Origin of the sequence: Mesorhizobium sp. NBSH29 (genome assembly GCF_015500055.1) — a bacterium.
In the GTDB taxonomy this organism is placed as follows: domain Bacteria; phylum Pseudomonadota; class Alphaproteobacteria; order Rhizobiales; family Rhizobiaceae; genus Neomesorhizobium.
In genome coordinates this window covers 1,614,550-1,631,401 of the sequence record NZ_CP045492.1, presented here as the reverse complement: position 1 = coordinate 1,631,401, position 16,852 = coordinate 1,614,550, and the positions used below count along the sequence as shown (strand labels likewise).

Here is a 16,852-nt window from a genome sequence, read left to right as displayed (position 1 = left end):
GGGAGCGGCGCTCGATAGAAAATTTCTATCAAACGACGAAACAGCTTTATTGATCCGGGGCGTTTGGGCTGGTCTGATAGAGGCTTGGCGGGCAACCGCTTTTTAGGGAGGGCGCTGCATGACCATGCAGCCTGCAGGTACCGAGACCGCTATACGGGCGGCTGAAATTGTCCAGGAATTCAAGGGCGTTGAAGGGCCTTTGCTGCCCATTTTGCATGCGCTGCAGCATGAGTTTGGCCATGTGCCGCAGGTGGCACTTCCTGCGATTGCGCATGGGCTCAACATTTCCAATGCTGAAGTGCATGGCGTGGTGAGCTTCTATCATGATTATAGATCAAAACCTGCTGGCCGGCATGTGCTGAAGGTCTGCCGCGCGGAAGCCTGCCAGTCGATGGGTGGCGAGGCGCTTGCAGCACAGCTTTCACAGGCGCTTGGTATCGGCTTTCACGAGACATCTGCTGATGGTTCGGTGACGCTGGAACCCATTTATTGCCTCGGGCTGTGCGCCTGTGCGCCGGCTGTCATGCTGGACGGGCAGGTGATGGGCCGCGTCGATCAGGACGCTTTTGACGCGATCATCGAGGAGGTGCGCGCGTGACCGCCACAATCTACATTCCCGGCGATTCCGGTGCCATTGCCGTTGGCGCAGACAAGGTTGCTGCCGCCATCAGCGCTGAGATTGCAGCCCGCGGGCTTGATGCGCGCCTCGTGCGCAATGGTTCGCGCGGGCTCTATTGGCTGGAGCCGATGGTTGAGATCGACACCGGCGCTGGCCGCGTGGCGTTTGGACCGGTGAAACCAAGGGATGTTGCGAGGCTTATTGATACGGGCTTTGCAAATGCACAAGCGCATCCGCTTTTTCTGGGTGATCCTGAAAAGCTGCCTTTTCTCGCCCGGCAAACGCGGCTGACTTTCGCGCGCTGCGGCATTACCGATCCGCTTTCGCTGGATGATTATCGTGCGCATGGCGGTTTGCGCGGATTGACCCATGCGGTGTCGATGACGCCAGCCGATATTGTGGCCCAGGTCACGGATTCGGGTCTGCGCGGGCGTGGCGGCGCCGGCTTTCCGACCGGCATCAAATGGAACACGGTTCTTGGCGCTGAGGCGGACCGCAAATACATTGTCTGCAACGCCGATGAGGGTGACAGCGGCACTTTTGCCGACCGGATGATCATGGAGGGTGACCCCTTTGTGCTGATTGAAGGCATGGCGATTGCCGGCATCGCCGTTGGGGCGACCAAGGGCTTCATCTATATCCGCTCGGAATATCCGCACGCGATTGCGGCAATGAAAGCGGCAATCATGATTGCGCGGCGCGAGGGGGTTCTGGGCGTCAATGTTTTGGGCTCACCCAACGCGTTTGATATGGAAGTGCGCGTCGGGGCTGGCGCTTATGTGTGCGGCGAGGAAACCTCCCTCCTCAACAGCCTTGAAGGCAAGCGCGGCGTGGTGCGGTCAAAGCCGCCGCTGCCTGCATTGCAGGGCCTGTTTGGGAAGCCAACCGTCGTCAACAATGTCATTTCGCTGGCTTCGGTGCCGATCATCATGGATCGCGGTGCTGCCTTCTACAAGGATTTCGGCATGGGCCGCTCGCGCGGCACTATCCCAATCCAGATCGCTGGCAATGTGAAACATGGTGGGCTGTTTGAGGCGGCCTTCGGGCTTTCGCTGGGCGAAATCATCAACGACATCGCAGGCGGCACCGCGACCGGACGGCCCGTCAAAGCGGTGCAGGTGGGCGGGCCGTTGGGGGCCTATTTCCCGCAATCGCTGTTCGACACGCCATTTGACTATGAAGCCTTTGCCGCACGCGACGGGTTGATCGGCCATGCCGGCATCGTTGTCTTTGACGAGACAGCCGACATGCTGAAACAGGCGCGCTTTGCGATGGAATTCTGTGCCATTGAAAGCTGCGGAAAATGCACGCCATGCCGCATCGGCTCGACGCGCGGCGTGGAAACGCTCGACCAGATTGGCGCTGGTATCGAGCCGGAAAAAAACCTCGCTCTGGTCAGCGATCTTTGCAACACGATGAAGTTTGGTTCGCTCTGCGCCTTGGGCGGGTTCACGCCCTACCCGGTCATGAGCGCCATCAATCATTTCCCCGACGATTTTGCGCCGCGGGTATTGGCGGAGGCGGCTGAGTGATGGGCACACTTCATCTCATTTTCGAAGGAACTGTCTGATGGGCCTGATCCACGAAATAGATTTTGGTACGCCGGCTTCCAGGTCTGAAAAGCAGGTGACGCTGAATGTTGACGGTTTTGATGTGACGGTGCCGGAGGGCACCTCCATCATGCGCGCTTCGATGGAAGCTGGCATCGCCATTCCAAAACTCTGCGCCACCGATATGGTGGATGCGTTCGGCTCTTGCCGCTTGTGTCTTGTCGAGATTGAGGGGCGCAATGGCACGCCCTCTTCCTGCACCACTCCTGTATCGCAAGGCATGGTGGTCAAAACCCAGACGGGCCGTTTGAAAGACATCCGTCGCGGCGTGATGGAGCTTTATATTTCCGACCATCCGCTCGACTGCCTGACCTGCGCTGCAAATGGTGATTGCGAATTGCAGGATATGGCCGGCGTGGTGGGCCTGCGCGATGTGCGCTACGGCTATGAGGGCGAAAACCACGTCTTCAAGAAACAGGGCGGGGCAGAAAACTTCCGCTATATGCCGAAGGATGAATCCAACCCCTATTTCACCTATGACCCTTCGAAATGCATTGTCTGCTCGCGCTGCGTGCGGGCCTGCGAGGAAGTTCAGGGAACCTTCGCGCTGACCATTGAGGGGCGCGGCTTTGAGAGCCGGGTGTCGCCCGGCATGCATCAGGATTTCATCTCGTCTGAATGCGTGTCTTGCGGTGCTTGCGTGCAGGCCTGCCCGACCGCAACACTGACAGAAAAATCGGTCATCGAGATCGGCCAGCCCGAGCATTCGGTGGTGACCACTTGCGCCTATTGCGGCGTGGGCTGCTCGTTCAAGGCCGAAATGCGCGGCGATGAGCTTGTGCGCATGGTTCCCTACAAGGATGGCAAGGCCAATCGCGGCCATTCCTGCGTGAAGGGCCGCTTCGCCTATGGCTATTCCACCCATAAGGACCGCATCCTCAACCCGATGGTGCGCGAGAAAATTACCGACCCCTGGCGCGAAGTGACATGGGAAGAAGCGTTCAGCCATGTCGCCAAGGAATTCCGCCGCATCCAGTATCAATATGGACGCGGTGCGGTTGGCGGCATCACCTCATCGCGCTGCACCAATGAAGAAACCTATCTTGTGCAGAAGCTGGTGCGGCAGGGTTTTGGCAACAACAATGTCGATACCTGTGCGCGCGTTTGCCACTCGCCGACCGGCTACGGACTTGGCCAGACATTTGGCACATCGGCCGGAACGCAGGATTTCGATTCCGTTGAACATACCGATGTTGTGCTGATCATCGGTGCGAACCCGACTGATGGGCATCCGGTATTTGCCTCACGCCTTAAAAAGCGCTTGCGCGCCGGTGCCAAGCTGATCGTGGTTGATCCACGCCGCACCGACATTGTGCGTTCGGCCCATGTGGAGGCCAGCCACCATCTGCCGCTGAAGCCCGGCACCAATGTTGCGGTTCTCACCGCGCTTGCGCATGTGATCGTGACCGAGGGCCTGTTCGACGAAGCCTTCATTCGCGAGCGCTGCGACTGGGATGAGTTTCAGGATTGGGCGTCGTTTGTGGCGCTGCCTGAAAACAGCCCAGAGACTGTCGGCACATTGTCTGGCGTTGATCCGGAAGAAATCCGCGGTGCAGCAAGGCTCTTTGCCACGGGCGGCAATGGCGCGATCTATTACGGGCTCGGCGTGACCGAACACAGCCAGGGATCGACCACGGTTATTGCCATTGCAAACCTTGCCATGGTCACCGGCAATATTGGTCGTCAGGGTGTTGGCGTGAACCCGCTGCGCGGCCAGAACAATGTTCAGGGCGCGTGCGATATGGGCTCCTTCCCGCACGAGCTTCCCGGCTATCGTCACGTTTCAGGTGACGCCGTGCGCGATATCTATGACAGTCTTTGGGGCGTGAAGCTGGACAATGAGCCGGGCCTGCGCATTCCCAACATGCTGGATGCGGCTGTCGATGGCACGTTCAAAGGCATCTACATTCAGGGCGAGGATATTTTGCAATCCGACCCCGACACCAAGCATGTGTCTGCCGGGTTGGAAGCGATGGAATGCGTCGTGGTGCACGACCTTTTTCTCAACGAGACAGCCAATTACGCGCATGTGTTTTTGCCGGGTTCGACCTTCCTCGAAAAGGACGGCACCTTCACCAATGCTGAACGCCGCATCAACCGCGTGCGCAAGGTGATGGCGCCCAAGAACGGCCTGGCTGATTGGGAAGTGACGCAGAAGATTGCCCAGGAAATGGGCCTTTCATGGGCTTATCAGCATCCATCCGAAATCATGGACGAGATTGCCCAGACCACGCCAAGTTTTGCCAATGTTTCTTACGCCTATCTGGAGAAAATGGGCTCGGTGCAGTGGCCTTGTAATGATAGCGCGCCGCTGGGCACGCCGATCATGCATATTGATGGCTTCGTGCGCGGGAAGGGCAAGTTCATCCGCACTGAATATGTCGCCACTGACGAGCGGACCGGGCCACGCTTCCCGCTGCTTCTCACCACCGGACGCACGCTGTCGCAGTATAATGTCGGCGCGCAGACACGGCGCACCGCCAATGTGGTGTGGCACGATGAGGACCGGCTGGAGATCCATCCGCATGACGCCGAAAATCGCGGGTTGCGAGATGGCGACTGGGTGCGGATTGCCAGCCGTGCTGGCGAGACGACCTTGCGCGCACTGATTACAGACCGCGTTGCGCCGGGCGTGGTTTACACCACGTTCCATCACCCCGACACGCAGGCCAATGTCATCACCACCGATTATTCCGATTGGGCCACCAATTGCCCGGAATACAAGGTGACTGCCGTGCAAATCTCGCCTTCGAACGGCCCGAGTGAATGGCAGACGGAATATAATGAACAGGCCCGCCAGAGCCGGCGTATCGAAGGCAAATTGGTGGCGGCGGAGTAGGTTGTTTTGACGGCTGCGCTCACCCCCCTCTCCGACCCTTCGGGCCACCTCTCCCCCGCTTCACGGGGGCGAGGAACCCAAGGTAGACAAGCGTTGCGCGCGCGGGCGAATTTCCTCGCCCCCACGGCGTGGGGGAGAGGTGCCGAGCGTAGCGAGGCGGAGAGGGGGAGCCCTCAATATTGATGAAGTATCCCCTCACCTCCACCAGCCGCATTGCCCGGCGCAAGGGCAAGACCTTTACCGCTGAGCGCATGGTGCCGGAGGAAACGCCGGTGGCGTTTTCCTATGCTGGCACCACACATGCGGTGATGATGGCCTCGCCGGCAGATTTTGAAGATTTCGCGCTTGGCTTCTCACTGACCGAAGGCATCATCGCGGCAGCGGATGAGGTGGAGAGCATCATTGTGCAGGATCAGGGCGCGGGCATCGACATCCAGATCCGCCTGAAGGACCAGGCCAATACACGGTTCGAGGCACGGCGACGCCGGCTTGCCGGGCCTGTTGGCTGCGGGCTTTGCGGCATTGAATCCATCGAAGAAGCCATGCGCGATGTCGCCCCTGTCGAGGGATCGTCGCTCACGCTTTCAGCGGATGATATTGTGCAGGCGGTAAAGCTGCTTGCGCGCCAGCAGCCCATGCATGCCGAGACCGGTGCAGTACATGCTGCCGGCTTTTATGTTCCCGGCGCGGGCGTGATTGTCGTGCGCGAGGATGTCGGGCGTCACAACGCGCTCGACAAGCTTTCAGGGGCTTTGAATAAAATGGGCGTTGCCGGCACAAGCGGCGCAGTGGTGGTGACCAGCCGCGTTTCGGTGGAAATGGTGCAGAAGACAGCCGCCATCGGCGCGGCCTTCATCATCGCGGTTTCAGCGCCCACCGCACTTGCCATCCGCACCGCGCAAGCCTGCGGCATGACGCTTGTCGCTCTGGTACGCGGCGACGAATTTGATATTTTCGCCGGTGCTGACCGGGTCGATACTGGAGTGACGCAACATGTCGCATGATGAGATGCACCGTGCCAGCACGGCTGAAAAACTGGTGCGCATGGCCAACCAGATTGCCACTTTCTTTCTGTCCAAGCCGCATGAGCAAGGTGTTGCGGGCGTGGCTGAACATATCAATAAATTCTGGGACCCAAGGATGCGCCGCCAGTTCTTTGAACTGATCGAGGCCGGCGGCGAGGGTTTTCTGCCGCTCGTCATCGAAGCCGTGCCCGGCATTCGTGCGCCCAACGCGCCTGAGCAGGGCGGTGTGGGCGGCGGTGATGAAGCCAATGCCGGTGCACCCGGCGGCAAAGGCACCGCTGCCGGCGAGGCCAAGGCCGAGATTGCCGCGACGCAGGGTTGATCGCAGTCTCATACGCCGTCTATAGACCTCATTTGCGACGATATGACCTTGGTTGAGCCGGTTACCCCGGCTCCGCTTGTGAAATCCTGTGGCGTGAAAAAAATGCCCTCTCTGACACCTTGCCTGCCATAGCGCGTTGCCATATCCATTTGTCCTACAAATACGGAGAAGATCATGGCCGACGCAGGCTCAACTAAAAAAAGATTTCGCTCGCAGGAGTGGTTCGACAACCCGCATAATCCCGGCATGACCGCGCTGTACCTTGAGCGCTATCTGAATTTCGGGCTGACACGCGATGAGTTGCAATCGGGCAAGCCGCTGATCGGCATCGCGCAGACGGGCTCTGATCTTTCTCCCTGCAACCGGCACCATATCGAACTGGCCAAGCGTGTGCGTTCGGGCATCGAGGCCGCAGGCGGCGTGGCATTCGAGTTTCCCTGCCATCCGATCCAGGAAACAGGCAAGCGCCCAACGGCCGCACTTGATCGCAACCTTGCCTATCTCAGCCTTGTCGAAGTTCTCTACGGCTACCCGCTTGATGGCGTGGTGCTGACCATTGGCTGCGACAAGACCACACCGGCCATGCTGATGGCGGCTGCCACCGTCAACATTCCGGCCATTGCTCTGTCTGTCGGCCCCATGCTGAATGGCTGGCACCGTGGCGAGCGCACCGGTTCGGGCACCATCGTGTGGAAATCACGCGAACGGCTGTCTGCCGGCGAAATTACCTATGATGAATTCATGGATATTGTGGCCTCCTCGGCTCCATCGGTCGGTTATTGCAACACGATGGGCACTGCCACGACGATGAACTCGCTGGCTGAGGCGCTCGGCATGCAGTTGCCGGGCTCTGCCGCCATTCCCGCCCCGTACCGCGAGCGCGGGCAGATTTCCTACGAGACTGGCAAGCGCATCGTCGGCATGGTGCATGAAGACCTCAAGCCATCCGACATCATGACGCGCGAGGCGTTTGAAAACGCGATTGTCGTCAACTCCGCCATAGGCGGCTCGACCAATGCGCCCATCCATCTCAACGCGATTGCGCGCCATCTTGGTGTGCCTCTGGACAATGATGACTGGCAGAAGATCGGCCATCATGTGCCGCTTCTGGTCAACCTTCAGCCAGCGGGCGAATATCTTGGTGAAGATTATCATCATGCTGGCGGTGTGCCGGCGGTGGTTGCCGAATTGATGAAAGAGAACCTGTTGCCGCATCCGAATGCGGCAACCGTCAATGGCAGGTCGATTGGCGAAAACTGCGCCAAGGTCGAGAACCTCAATCCGCAAGTCATCCTGCCTGTCTCAGCACCGTTGAAAGAACATGCAGGCTTCCTCAATCTGAGGGGCAATCTGTTCGACAGCGCCATCATGAAGACCAGCGTCATCTCGCCGGACTTCCGCAGCCGCTATCTGTCGAACCCCGCAGACCCGGAAGCTTTCGAGGGGTCCGCCATGGTGTTTGAAGGGCCGGAAGATTACCACGCACGCATCGAAGACCCGGCGCTTGGCATTGATGAGCATACGATCCTGTTCATCCGCGGCACCGGGCCGGTTGGTTATCCAGGCGGCGCGGAAGTTGTGAACATGCAGCCGCCGGCAGCGCTGATCAAGCGCGGCATCCATGCCCTGCCCTGCATTGGTGATGGCCGCCAGTCCGGCACGTCTGGTTCGCCGTCGATCCTCAACGCTTCACCTGAGGCTGCGGTGGGCGGAGGACTGGCCTTGCTGCGCACTGGCGACCGTGTGCGCATCGACCTGAAAAAGGGTTCGGCCGACATCCTGATCTCTGACGAGGAACTGGCCGAGCGCCGCGAAACGCTGGCCAGGAATGGCGGCTTTGCCTATGCCGAGCACCAGACGCCGTGGCAGGAAATCCAGCGCGGTATGGTTGGGCAACTGGCCGAGGGCATGGTGCTGGAGCCGGCGGTCAAATATCAGCGCGTCGCACAGACCAAGGGCATTCCACGCGACAATCACTGACCTTTGCCATAGCCCCGAAACCGTTTATTGGATGCAGACAAACGGGAATGGCATGGCAAGACGGCGATCATCACTGGGGTTTCTTGGCCGGTTCGGTCGGTCGGAGGATCTGCAATCCCTCGACAGCGCCCTGCGCGCTGTCGACCTGCATCCCGCGTTGGTGCCGGAAGGCGTCAAGCTCACCATCGTCAATCTGATGAAGGACCATCTGGGAGACAAGCCAGCGGAAGCCAGCTACCTGCCGCTGGCCGGCCTGTTTGCCTACTGCGCAATCGGGCCTGATGCCTTCGCGGGGGCCAACGGCGAGGAAAGGCTGGCAGACGTGGAGGCGCGGGTCGCCGCCGCGCTCGACGCGCAAGACAGCCTTGATGCGCAACTGGTGCTGCTGGCCATTCATGCCAAGCTGGTTCATCCCGATGTGGTCGAGCAGTATGGACTGAGCGCGGAGTAGCGAGAGGGCGGACCGTCAGGATACCCCCTCTCCGCCTCGCTTACGCTCGGCACCTCTCCCCCACTCCCGTGGGGGCGAGGAAACAGCGCTGGCGATTGGCCTTTTCCTCGCCCCACGAAAGTGGGGAGAGGTGTCGAGCGCAGCGAGACGGAGAGGGGGTTTGTCCGCCTCGGTTACGCTTGAGCTATCCGCCCATGCCGCTGCGCGGCAGTTTGATCAGGTCGCCAAACTTGTGTCTCAGCGCGTCATCGATTTCGCGCGGGACGTGGCGGGGAAAACGGCTGGCGAGCACTTTGCGCTTTTCCTCGATGGCCTTGCCCAAAAGGTCAGGCTTTCCTCTTTCGCCCCATTCTTTGGGGCTGTAGCGATCGGCGACTGCCGGGTAAAAATATTCGGTCTGCATCAGCCTCAGCGTCTGTTCGTTGCCGAGATAATGACCGGGTCCGTTCATGCATACATCGGCGATGGTATCGATGGACAGAGCTGCATCGGTCACCTCGATGCCGCGCACGCAGCGCAGGCACTGGCCCAGCATGTCATTGTCGATGATCAGGCTTTCGAGGCAGAAGCCCAGCAGCGAGGCATGCATGCCGGCTGATTCATAGACCAGATTGAGGCCCGACAGGCCGGCCATGACATTGGTGATACCCTTTTCGTAGCCGGACTGGATGTCGGGCAGTTTGGAATCGGCCATGCCGGCGGCCGAGCCACCCGGCAGGTCGTAGAACTGGGCCATCTGGGCGCAGGCGGAACTGAGGAGTGCCTGCTCGGCAGACCCGCCCGACATGGCACCTGTCCTGAGATCGGAGACGAAGGGCCAGGTGCCGAATATCGCGGGATGGCCGGGTTTCAGCGCATTGACATAGACCAGACCTGCCAACACCTCGGCGGTAGCCTGCACCACGGCGCCGGCAATGGCGGCAGGCGCGGTTGCCCCTGCCTGTCCTGCCGAAAGCAGCAGAATGGGAATGCCCCCCTCGACACAAGCCTCAAGCACGCCACAAGCGTCCTCGGCAAACTTCATGGGCGGCACGACAAAGCAGTTGGAGTTGGATACGAAAGGCCGGGCGCGGAAATTCTCCTCGCCGCCTGCAATCGCATAAAGCATCTCCAGTGCCGGAGCGACGTTCTCAGCTACCGTGAATGAGGTGCCTACATGTTTGGTGGTCCCCATCACACAGGCGTAGAGCGTGTTGAAATCCATCTCGAGCGGGTCAGGCACATCACGGGGTACCATCGGTCGCTGGAAGAAGTGGATGTTGTCGAGCCCTTCGACCAGCCGTGCAGCATCATAAATATCCTGCAGCAGGGATTCGCGGTATTCGCGTTTTTCGACATCGACGACATGAACCGCCGCACCCGCCGTTCCATAGTGGACGCGGGTTCCCTGCACCAGCATGTCGTGTTTGGGGTCCTGGCCGTGCAAGGTAAAGTTCCGCGCTGCGTTCCTGACCGTGGACATCACCAGTTCGCGCGGGAACCGAATGCGGCCATCTTCGCTGTAAATCGCGCCAACGCGTGTCAGCGCCTCGATGCAGCTCGGGATAGCATTGGCAAAACCTACGGTTTCAAGCAGCGTGAGCACCGCCTCGTGGATGCGCTCCAGATCGCTCTGGCCCAATGCCTTGTACCTGCCACCGGACATGCCAGGACGAATGGGGCGGACGTCATCAGCCAGCGGTGCAGCGCGCATGGCGCGGCGCGCATCCCGTCCTCCTGATCGACGCGAGGCCTTGTCTATAACGACTTCTGATTGTTCCACTACGACCGACATCAGCCAGATCCGCTTCCCATGTAAGCGGTTCTGCGCCGGATTTTTGCTCCCGGCTGCTGCTCCGCGTGCCCCAATTCGTGAGACTATGCCGCCGAGTTGGCCTCATTGTTTGGTCCACCCGTTTCAGTCAGATGGACCAGTTTTTTTGCATGGAGAAGTGGCTGATTGGGCCAGCGCTATGCGGCTGCAGGACGCCTTCCGGCGGCGGTCGCAAGTTCCCGAATGCCGGGCTCAATGTGCTGCAGCGCGATCGAGGAGATGCCAAGCCGCATGAAGGGCGAAGGCTTTTCCACATCAAAGAACCGATCACCCGGCTCGATGATCACGCTTCTTGAGGCGGCGGCTTCTGCCAACGAGCGGGCGTCGGTGCCGCGCGGGCCCTCGAGCCACAGCGAGGTACCGCCCGCGGAATCGGTCGACTGCCATTCTGGCAGGAAGGCTGAAATGGCATGGATCAGCCTTTTGCGGCGTTCGTCGAAGGCCGCCGACATGCGGCGCACCAGCGCCTCATGGTGACCGAGCGAGAGGAACAGAGCCACCGCGCGCTGGTTGTTTGCAGGCGGATGACGCAGCATGAAACGGCGCAAGGCGCGGAGCTCGGCGATCAAATCCGCAGAGGCCACGATATAGCCAATCCGCAGGCCCGGTGCCAACGTCTTCGACATGGAGCCGACATAGATGACGCGGCCCGAGCGATCGAGGCTCTTGAGCGCCTGTTGCGGCGCTTCGTCGAGCAACTGGCTGTCATAACCATCTTCGATGATGATCTGGTTGTTGCGGATTGCACGCGCCAGCAAGTCGCGACGGCGTTCGGCGCTGAGTGGCACCATTGTCGGGCAATGATGGCTGGGCGTCACGAAGGCAAAGCCCGCATCGGAGGGGATCTTGTCGGTGACAATACCCTGCTCATCGACCGGGGTCGGGCAGATCTCGGCGCCGGCCAGCCGGAAGATCGAGCGCGCATCCGGATAACCGGGATCTTCCATCGCCACTTTCGAGCCCTTGCTCATCAACAGCGTGGCCAGCATGTAGAGCGCGTTCTGGGCGCCCAGCGTGACGATGATCTCATCGGGATTGGCAAAAATGCCCCGACGCGGCAACAGACGCGCCTGGATCTGCTCGATCAGCAACGGATCATCGCGGTCCACCATGTCCGCAGCCCAATTGCGGATTTCGAGCACGGCCAGCGCCATGCGGTTGCATTCACGCCACTCAGCCGTCGGGAACAGACCCGGATCGAACTGGCCATAAACGAACGGGTAGGAAGACTTGATCCAGTTTTCCTGCTTCAGCGGGCGCGGCATATCGGATGCATTGATACGGCGGCGCGATTTCCAGTCGATCTGGTCACTGTTGTCGGCCGGCTTCTGCGCCGGCTTGGCTGGCGTTGCCAGTACTTCAGGGTTGACGAAGTGGCCGCGACGTTCGCGCGCGATCAAAAAGCCTTGGTCGACCAGTTGCTGGAACGCCAGCACCACGGTGCCACGCGCCACGCCGAGCTTTTCAGCCAGAATGCGGCATGAAGGCAGCGGCATCGACGCGGCGATCTGCCGGTCGAGGATGGCGGCGACAATGGCCTGCCGTATCTGCGCTTGCAGGGTTTGGCCGGAATCGGCCGAAATCCTGAACAGGCCCGACCAGATGGCAGTATCGTTTCTCTGTGGCATACGCTTCAATCCCCTCCGTCCCGCTGCGGCAGCTGGCACATTGATTAGTATTCCTGGTCCAAAGGATTGCACCAATGAATTTTTCTAATCGAAAGGATTTATGCCAGTGAACCATCCGGCTTGGACCATTGAGCAGCAACCGATGCAATCGGCATTTGCGGTTGGCCTGCGCTGTCATTAAACAAGCGGAAGCGGTCTGATAGCACTGGGATTTGAGAGGAAGTTTCTGCATGGCTGGACATAGCGGGATGGCCGCGCGGATCGCCGCGCTGAAAGCACATGCCGGCACCGGCATGGATATGCGTGATGCCTTTGCCGATGATCCGCAGCGCTTCGACGCTTTTTCGCTGTCGCTCGGTGACTTGCTCTTCGACTGGTCGAAATGTGCGGTGGATTCCGATACCATGACCGGGCTTGCGGGGCTTGCAGAAGCCGCGGGCTTGAAACAGCGCCGCGACGCCATGTTTTCGGGCGAGAAGATCAACGCCACTGAAAAGCGCGCGGTGCTGCACACGGCACTGAGGGCACCGGAGGGCACCCCCGTGATGCTGGACGGCGAGGACGTGACCCGCGACGTCCACTCTGTGCTGGCGGCGATGGCAAAATTTGCCGGTGCCGTACGCAGCGGCAGTATGACGGGTGCTACCGGCGCGAAAATCACCGACATTGTCAATATCGGTATTGGTGGCTCCGATCTTGGCCCGGCCATGGCAACGCTGGCGCTGGCGCCCTATCATGACGGGCCGCGCGCGCATTACGTTTCCAATGTCGACGGCGCGCATATCCACGACACGCTTTGCGCGCTGACGCCTGACACGACGCTTTTCATCATTGCCTCAAAAACCTTCACCACCGTGGAGACGATGACCAATGCCGAGAGCGCGCGGCGCTGGGTGGAAGCGGCACTTGGGCCTGACGCAGTGACCCACCACTTCTGCGCGGTCTCGACCGCCCTTGAGAAGGTGCAAAAGTTCGGCATTGCGCCTGATCGCGTGTTCGGTTTCTGGGATTGGGTCGGCGGCCGCTATTCCCTCTGGGGCGCCATCGGGTTGCCGATCATGATCGCCATCGGACCGGAAAACTTCAAACGCTTTCTGGCGGGTGCACATGAGATGGATACGCATTTTGCCAGTGCGCCGATGCTGGAGAACATCCCGGTTGTGATGGGGCTGATCGGCTATTTCCACCGCGTGGTCTGCGGCTATCCGGCGCGTGCTGTCATTCCCTATGAGCAGCGGCTTTCGCGGCTGCCGGCCTATCTGCAACAGCTCGACATGGAATCGAACGGCAAGCGGGTGACGCTGGACGGCACGTCAGTCACGACGCCTACCGGACCACTGGTGTGGGGCGAGCCCGGCACCAATGGCCAGCACGCATTTTTCCAGCTTCTGCATCAGGGCACCGATGTGATCCCGGTGGAATTTCTGGCAGCGGCGAAAGGCCATGAGCCAGAGCTTCAGCATCATCACGATCTGCTTCTGGCTAACTGCCTGGCGCAATCGGAAGCGCTGATGAAGGGGCGCACGCTGGAAGAGGCACAGGCACAGATGAAGGCTTCTGGCATGAGCCAAAGCGACATTGACACCATCGCGCCGCACCGTGTCTTTCCCGGCAATCGTCCATCGGTGACCCTGCTCTATCGGCTGCTCGACCCGAAAACGCTTGGCCGGCTGATTGCGCTCTACGAACATCGGGTGTTTGTCGAGGCGCAGCTGTTTGGCATCAACGCCTTTGACCAATGGGGCGTGGAACTGGGCAAGGAGCTGGCCACAAACCTGCTGCCGGTGGTTGAAGGCAAGCAGAACCCGGACACGAACGATGCCTCCACAGCCGGGCTGGTGCGGCACATCCATCATTTGAGAGGCGCGTACTGAGATGGCTAAAATCAAAGGCATTCTGTTTGACAAGGACGGCACGCTGGTCGATTTTCAGGCGACTTGGTTCGCTATCGGCACGCGCATGGCACACAAGGCCGCCGACCAGGACCGCACCCGCGCCAACCTTCTGATGGAAGAAGCAGGCTATGATTTTGCCCATAATCGCTTCCGCGCCGACTCGGTGTTTGCGGCCGGCACCAATGCCGACATTGTGGCGCTTTGGTATCCCCAGGCAACCGATGTGGAACGACGCGAGCTGGTGACGCTTTTCGATACGATTTCTGCCACCGAGGGAGCGTTGCAGGCCGTCCCCCTGCTCGGCGCGCGTGAGGCGGTTGCCACGCTCCACGCCAGCGGGCTGAAGCTCGGCGTCGCCACCAATGATTCCACCGGCGGTGCGGAAAAGACGCTGCTGGCGCTCGGCATCGCCCAGATGTTTGTCGCCGCCTATGGCTATGATGCGGTCGCCAACCCGAAACCGGCACCCGACGCCATCTACGCCTTTTGCGACCTCACCGGCCTGAAACCCGCCGAACTCGCCATGGTGGGCGACAACCGCCACGACCTCGACATGGCCCGCGCCGGCGGCGCCGGCCTCGCCATCGGCGTCCTCTCAGGCACCGGCACAGCCGAGACGCTGGCCTCAGCCGACGTGATCTTGGGCTCGGTGGCAGAACTGCCGGAGTTTTTGGCGGGAAGGAAGTAGGGGCGGCTGCCGCTTAGGTGACTCATTTCTTCTTCTTAACAGCCTGTTATTACTTCAATTTCCCTCAATTAAGAATGTTAGTTACCGCAATAGTTACTGCAGTCCCCGTGAGGGGTCCTCGCTGCCCAATCTGTCCCGCCTCAAATCAGGAAGTCCCGGAACGTCTCAAGTTTAGGGCAGTCTTCCGTTTTCGCTTTAAGAATGCTGCCATGATCAATGGACGTGAGTTCCACAAAGCCACCCTTTCGGGAGCCGTACTTGCCGATTGCAGCCGTCGTCAGACGGAAGAGATCGAACTGGAGATCGGACCGTTGCAGGACACCTATAACGGTCACGCTCTCGAACCCTGTCAGGATTACGAAGCGCGCACCATTCGAATCTTTAGCGAGTGCAATGAAGAAGTCGTGGTGGCTCATCTTCTTGTCGCTTGGGTTAGCGAAGGCAACCGAAGCGCCGTAGAGCCCCATCAGACCCGCGACGTAGTAGACAGCACCGTCGAGGTTTCGCACACGTTCCTCAGGCTCTATACCGGATGTATCCGGGGTCTTGCCAAGTGCCAACCAAGCCTCGTCTGCCTGAACGATCTTCGCTAATGCCGTCATCTTCTTGTGACGCGGACGAGCTTCACCGGCCAGCCACTTCCGAACGGTCTCTCGACTTGGACTTGCCAGCATTTTGTGGAGAGGCTTTCACTCTGTAACGGCCATCATGGCCTCGAATGATACCGGCGATTTATATGTCAATGCGGAGTGTCGCCGGCGTGGATTGTAGAAGCCATCGATGTATCGGCCAAGGGCCAATTCTGCGGCTGCACGGGTCTGGAAGATCGTTCTCCAGACCATTTCGCTTTTGATCGTCTTGAACACGGTCTCGACCATGGCATTGTCGTAACAATTTCCATTGCCGCTCATCGAGGCGGTCATGCCGTGGGCCTTCAGCAGCTTCAGGTAGTCGTGCGAACAATATTGACCGCCGCGGTCCGAATGATGGATCAGCCCAGGCATTGGCTGGCGTAGCGCAATTGCTCGTCGCAGGGCGTTCAGCGCCAGGCCTTTCTTCAGCCGGTCGCTCGTCGCCCAGCCGACGATGCGCCGGGAGTATAGATCAAGCACGATGGCCAAATAGAGCCAGCCCTCGGCGGTCCAGATGTAGCTGATATCGACACCCCGTTTCTGATCGGTCCCTTCGCATGTGAAGTCCTGGTCCAGCACATTGGGAGCGACCGGGCTGCCGTGGCCACTGTCAGTGGTTTTCTTGTAGCGGCGCTTCTGCAGGGCCTTCAGACCGTTGTCGCGCATCAGTCGGGCGACGCGGTGGCGGCCAACATCAAGGCCGTCTTCCATGAGCTCAACATGCATACGCGGTGCACCGTAAGTCTCGTGCGATGTCGAGAACTGTGAGCGGATATGCGCAAGCAGGATCAGATCCTCGTTTTGACGGCGACTGGCGGGACGCTCCTTCCAGGCAAAATACCCGCTCTCACTGACACCAAGAATATTACACAGGCGATGCATGGGGAATTCCTTCTTCGCCTCATCAATGAGCTTGAACCTCATCGACTTCCCTCCTTGGCGAAAAAAGTTGCGGCCCGTTTCAGGATCTCGCGCTCTTGACGCAGGATCTCGTTCTCCTTGCGCAACCGCGCGATTTCCTTGGCCGTATCCTCATGCGGACCGGATAACAGATCGGCCTCCCGATACATGCGTTTCCAGCGTGTAAGGCTCGACAATCCTATCCCCAAATCATCAGCAACCTTAGCAACCGTGCGACCACTCGTTTCCGTCAGCCGAACCGCTTCCTTCTTGAAATCGTCCGTAAATGTCCGTTGTACCTGTTTGACCATCGGGTCCTCCTGTAGCGCTTAGCGTTAGCAGAAAGTCCCTCCATTTTTCCCGGGCAAGTCCATGGCTCCACTTTCTAAGAAGCTGGAGCCTCCGGCAAACTCGGCGCGGTTCAGTTGGGTCCGGCGAGGAATTGGCGGC

The 16,852-nt window shown here is 59.8% G+C and carries 13 protein-coding genes; 9 read left to right on the top strand and 4 right to left on the bottom strand.

The annotated features are described in order from the left end of the window. Window positions 1–118 precede the first annotated feature (118 nt). The 7 genes from GA830_RS08110 to GA830_RS08080 all read left to right on the top strand — a co-directional run bounded on the left by GA830_RS08110 (window position 119) and on the right by GA830_RS08080 (window position 8,846). Window positions 119–598 (top strand): formate dehydrogenase subunit gamma, encoded by a 480-nt coding sequence (locus GA830_RS08110; RefSeq protein ID WP_195164531.1) that lies wholly within the window; start codon window positions 119–121, stop codon window positions 596–598. Further along, window positions 595–2,151: a formate dehydrogenase beta subunit gene (locus GA830_RS08105; protein WP_195164530.1), complete on the top strand. Its 1,557-nt coding sequence runs from the start codon at window positions 595–597 to the stop codon at window positions 2,149–2,151. The genes GA830_RS08110 and GA830_RS08105 overlap by 4 nt, the downstream gene beginning before the upstream one ends. A 37-nt stretch (window positions 2,152–2,188) precedes the next feature. Continuing rightward, window positions 2,189–5,068, top strand: a complete 2,880-nt coding sequence (gene fdhF, locus GA830_RS08100) for a formate dehydrogenase subunit alpha (protein WP_195164529.1) — start codon at window positions 2,189–2,191, stop codon at window positions 5,066–5,068. Window positions 5,069–5,250: 182 nt separating this feature from the next. Next, complete coding sequence (fdhD, locus tag GA830_RS08095; RefSeq protein WP_195164846.1) at window positions 5,251–6,072, top strand: formate dehydrogenase accessory sulfurtransferase FdhD; 822 nt, start codon at window positions 5,251–5,253, stop codon at window positions 6,070–6,072. Next, window positions 6,062–6,415: a formate dehydrogenase subunit delta gene (locus tag GA830_RS08090; protein ID WP_195164528.1), complete on the top strand. Its 354-nt coding sequence runs from the start codon at window positions 6,062–6,064 to the stop codon at window positions 6,413–6,415. The genes fdhD and GA830_RS08090 overlap by 11 nt, the downstream gene beginning before the upstream one ends. A 174-nt stretch (window positions 6,416–6,589) precedes the next feature. Beyond that, entirely contained in the window at window positions 6,590–8,395 is a 1,806-nt protein-coding gene (locus tag GA830_RS08085) for an IlvD/Edd family dehydratase (protein WP_195164527.1), read from the top strand. A gap of 52 nt (window positions 8,396–8,447) precedes the next feature. Further along, window positions 8,448–8,846 (top strand): hypothetical protein, encoded by a 399-nt coding sequence (locus tag GA830_RS08080; protein ID WP_195164526.1) that lies wholly within the window; start codon window positions 8,448–8,450, stop codon window positions 8,844–8,846. 184 nt (window positions 8,847–9,030) lie between these two features. Here GA830_RS08080 and GA830_RS08075 read toward each other — a convergent pair whose 3' ends face one another. Together GA830_RS08075 and pdxR are read right to left on the bottom strand one after the other, a co-directional pair. Beyond that, window positions 9,031–10,620: a trimethylamine methyltransferase family protein gene (locus GA830_RS08075; protein WP_195164525.1), complete on the bottom strand. Its 1,590-nt coding sequence runs from the start codon at window positions 10,618–10,620 to the stop codon at window positions 9,031–9,033. A gap of 176 nt (window positions 10,621–10,796) precedes the next feature. Then, a complete protein-coding gene (gene pdxR / locus GA830_RS08070) occupies window positions 10,797–12,287 on the bottom strand; it encodes a MocR-like pyridoxine biosynthesis transcription factor PdxR (protein ID WP_195164524.1) in 1,491 nt (496 codons plus the stop codon). A 230-nt stretch (window positions 12,288–12,517) separates the two neighbouring features. On the opposite strand from pdxR, the gene pgi reads away from it, so the two are divergent. Both pgi and GA830_RS08060 read left to right on the top strand, forming a co-directional pair. Next, window positions 12,518–14,161, top strand: coding sequence for a glucose-6-phosphate isomerase (gene pgi / locus GA830_RS08065; protein ID WP_374939300.1), 1,644 nt, complete (start codon window positions 12,518–12,520; stop codon window positions 14,159–14,161). Between the two features lies 1 nt (window position 14,162). Then, window positions 14,163–14,870, top strand: a complete 708-nt coding sequence (locus GA830_RS08060; protein ID WP_195164523.1) for an HAD family hydrolase — start codon at window positions 14,163–14,165, stop codon at window positions 14,868–14,870. 140 nt (window positions 14,871–15,010) lie between these two features. On the opposite strand, the gene GA830_RS08055 is transcribed toward GA830_RS08060, so the two are convergent. Both GA830_RS08055 and GA830_RS08050 read right to left on the bottom strand, forming a co-directional pair. Further along, window positions 15,011–15,472, bottom strand: coding sequence for a hypothetical protein (locus GA830_RS08055; RefSeq protein WP_195164522.1), 462 nt, complete (start codon window positions 15,470–15,472; stop codon window positions 15,011–15,013). Between the two features lie 87 nt (window positions 15,473–15,559). Beyond that, window positions 15,560–16,713, bottom strand: a protein-coding gene (locus GA830_RS08050; protein WP_195164521.1) for an IS3 family transposase whose coding sequence is annotated in 2 segments (ribosomal slippage) — window positions 15,560–16,452 and window positions 16,452–16,713 — 1,155 coding nt in all. Because the reading frame shifts where the segments join, the coding sequence is not laid out codon by codon here. Between the last annotated feature and the right edge of the window lie 139 nt (window positions 16,714–16,852).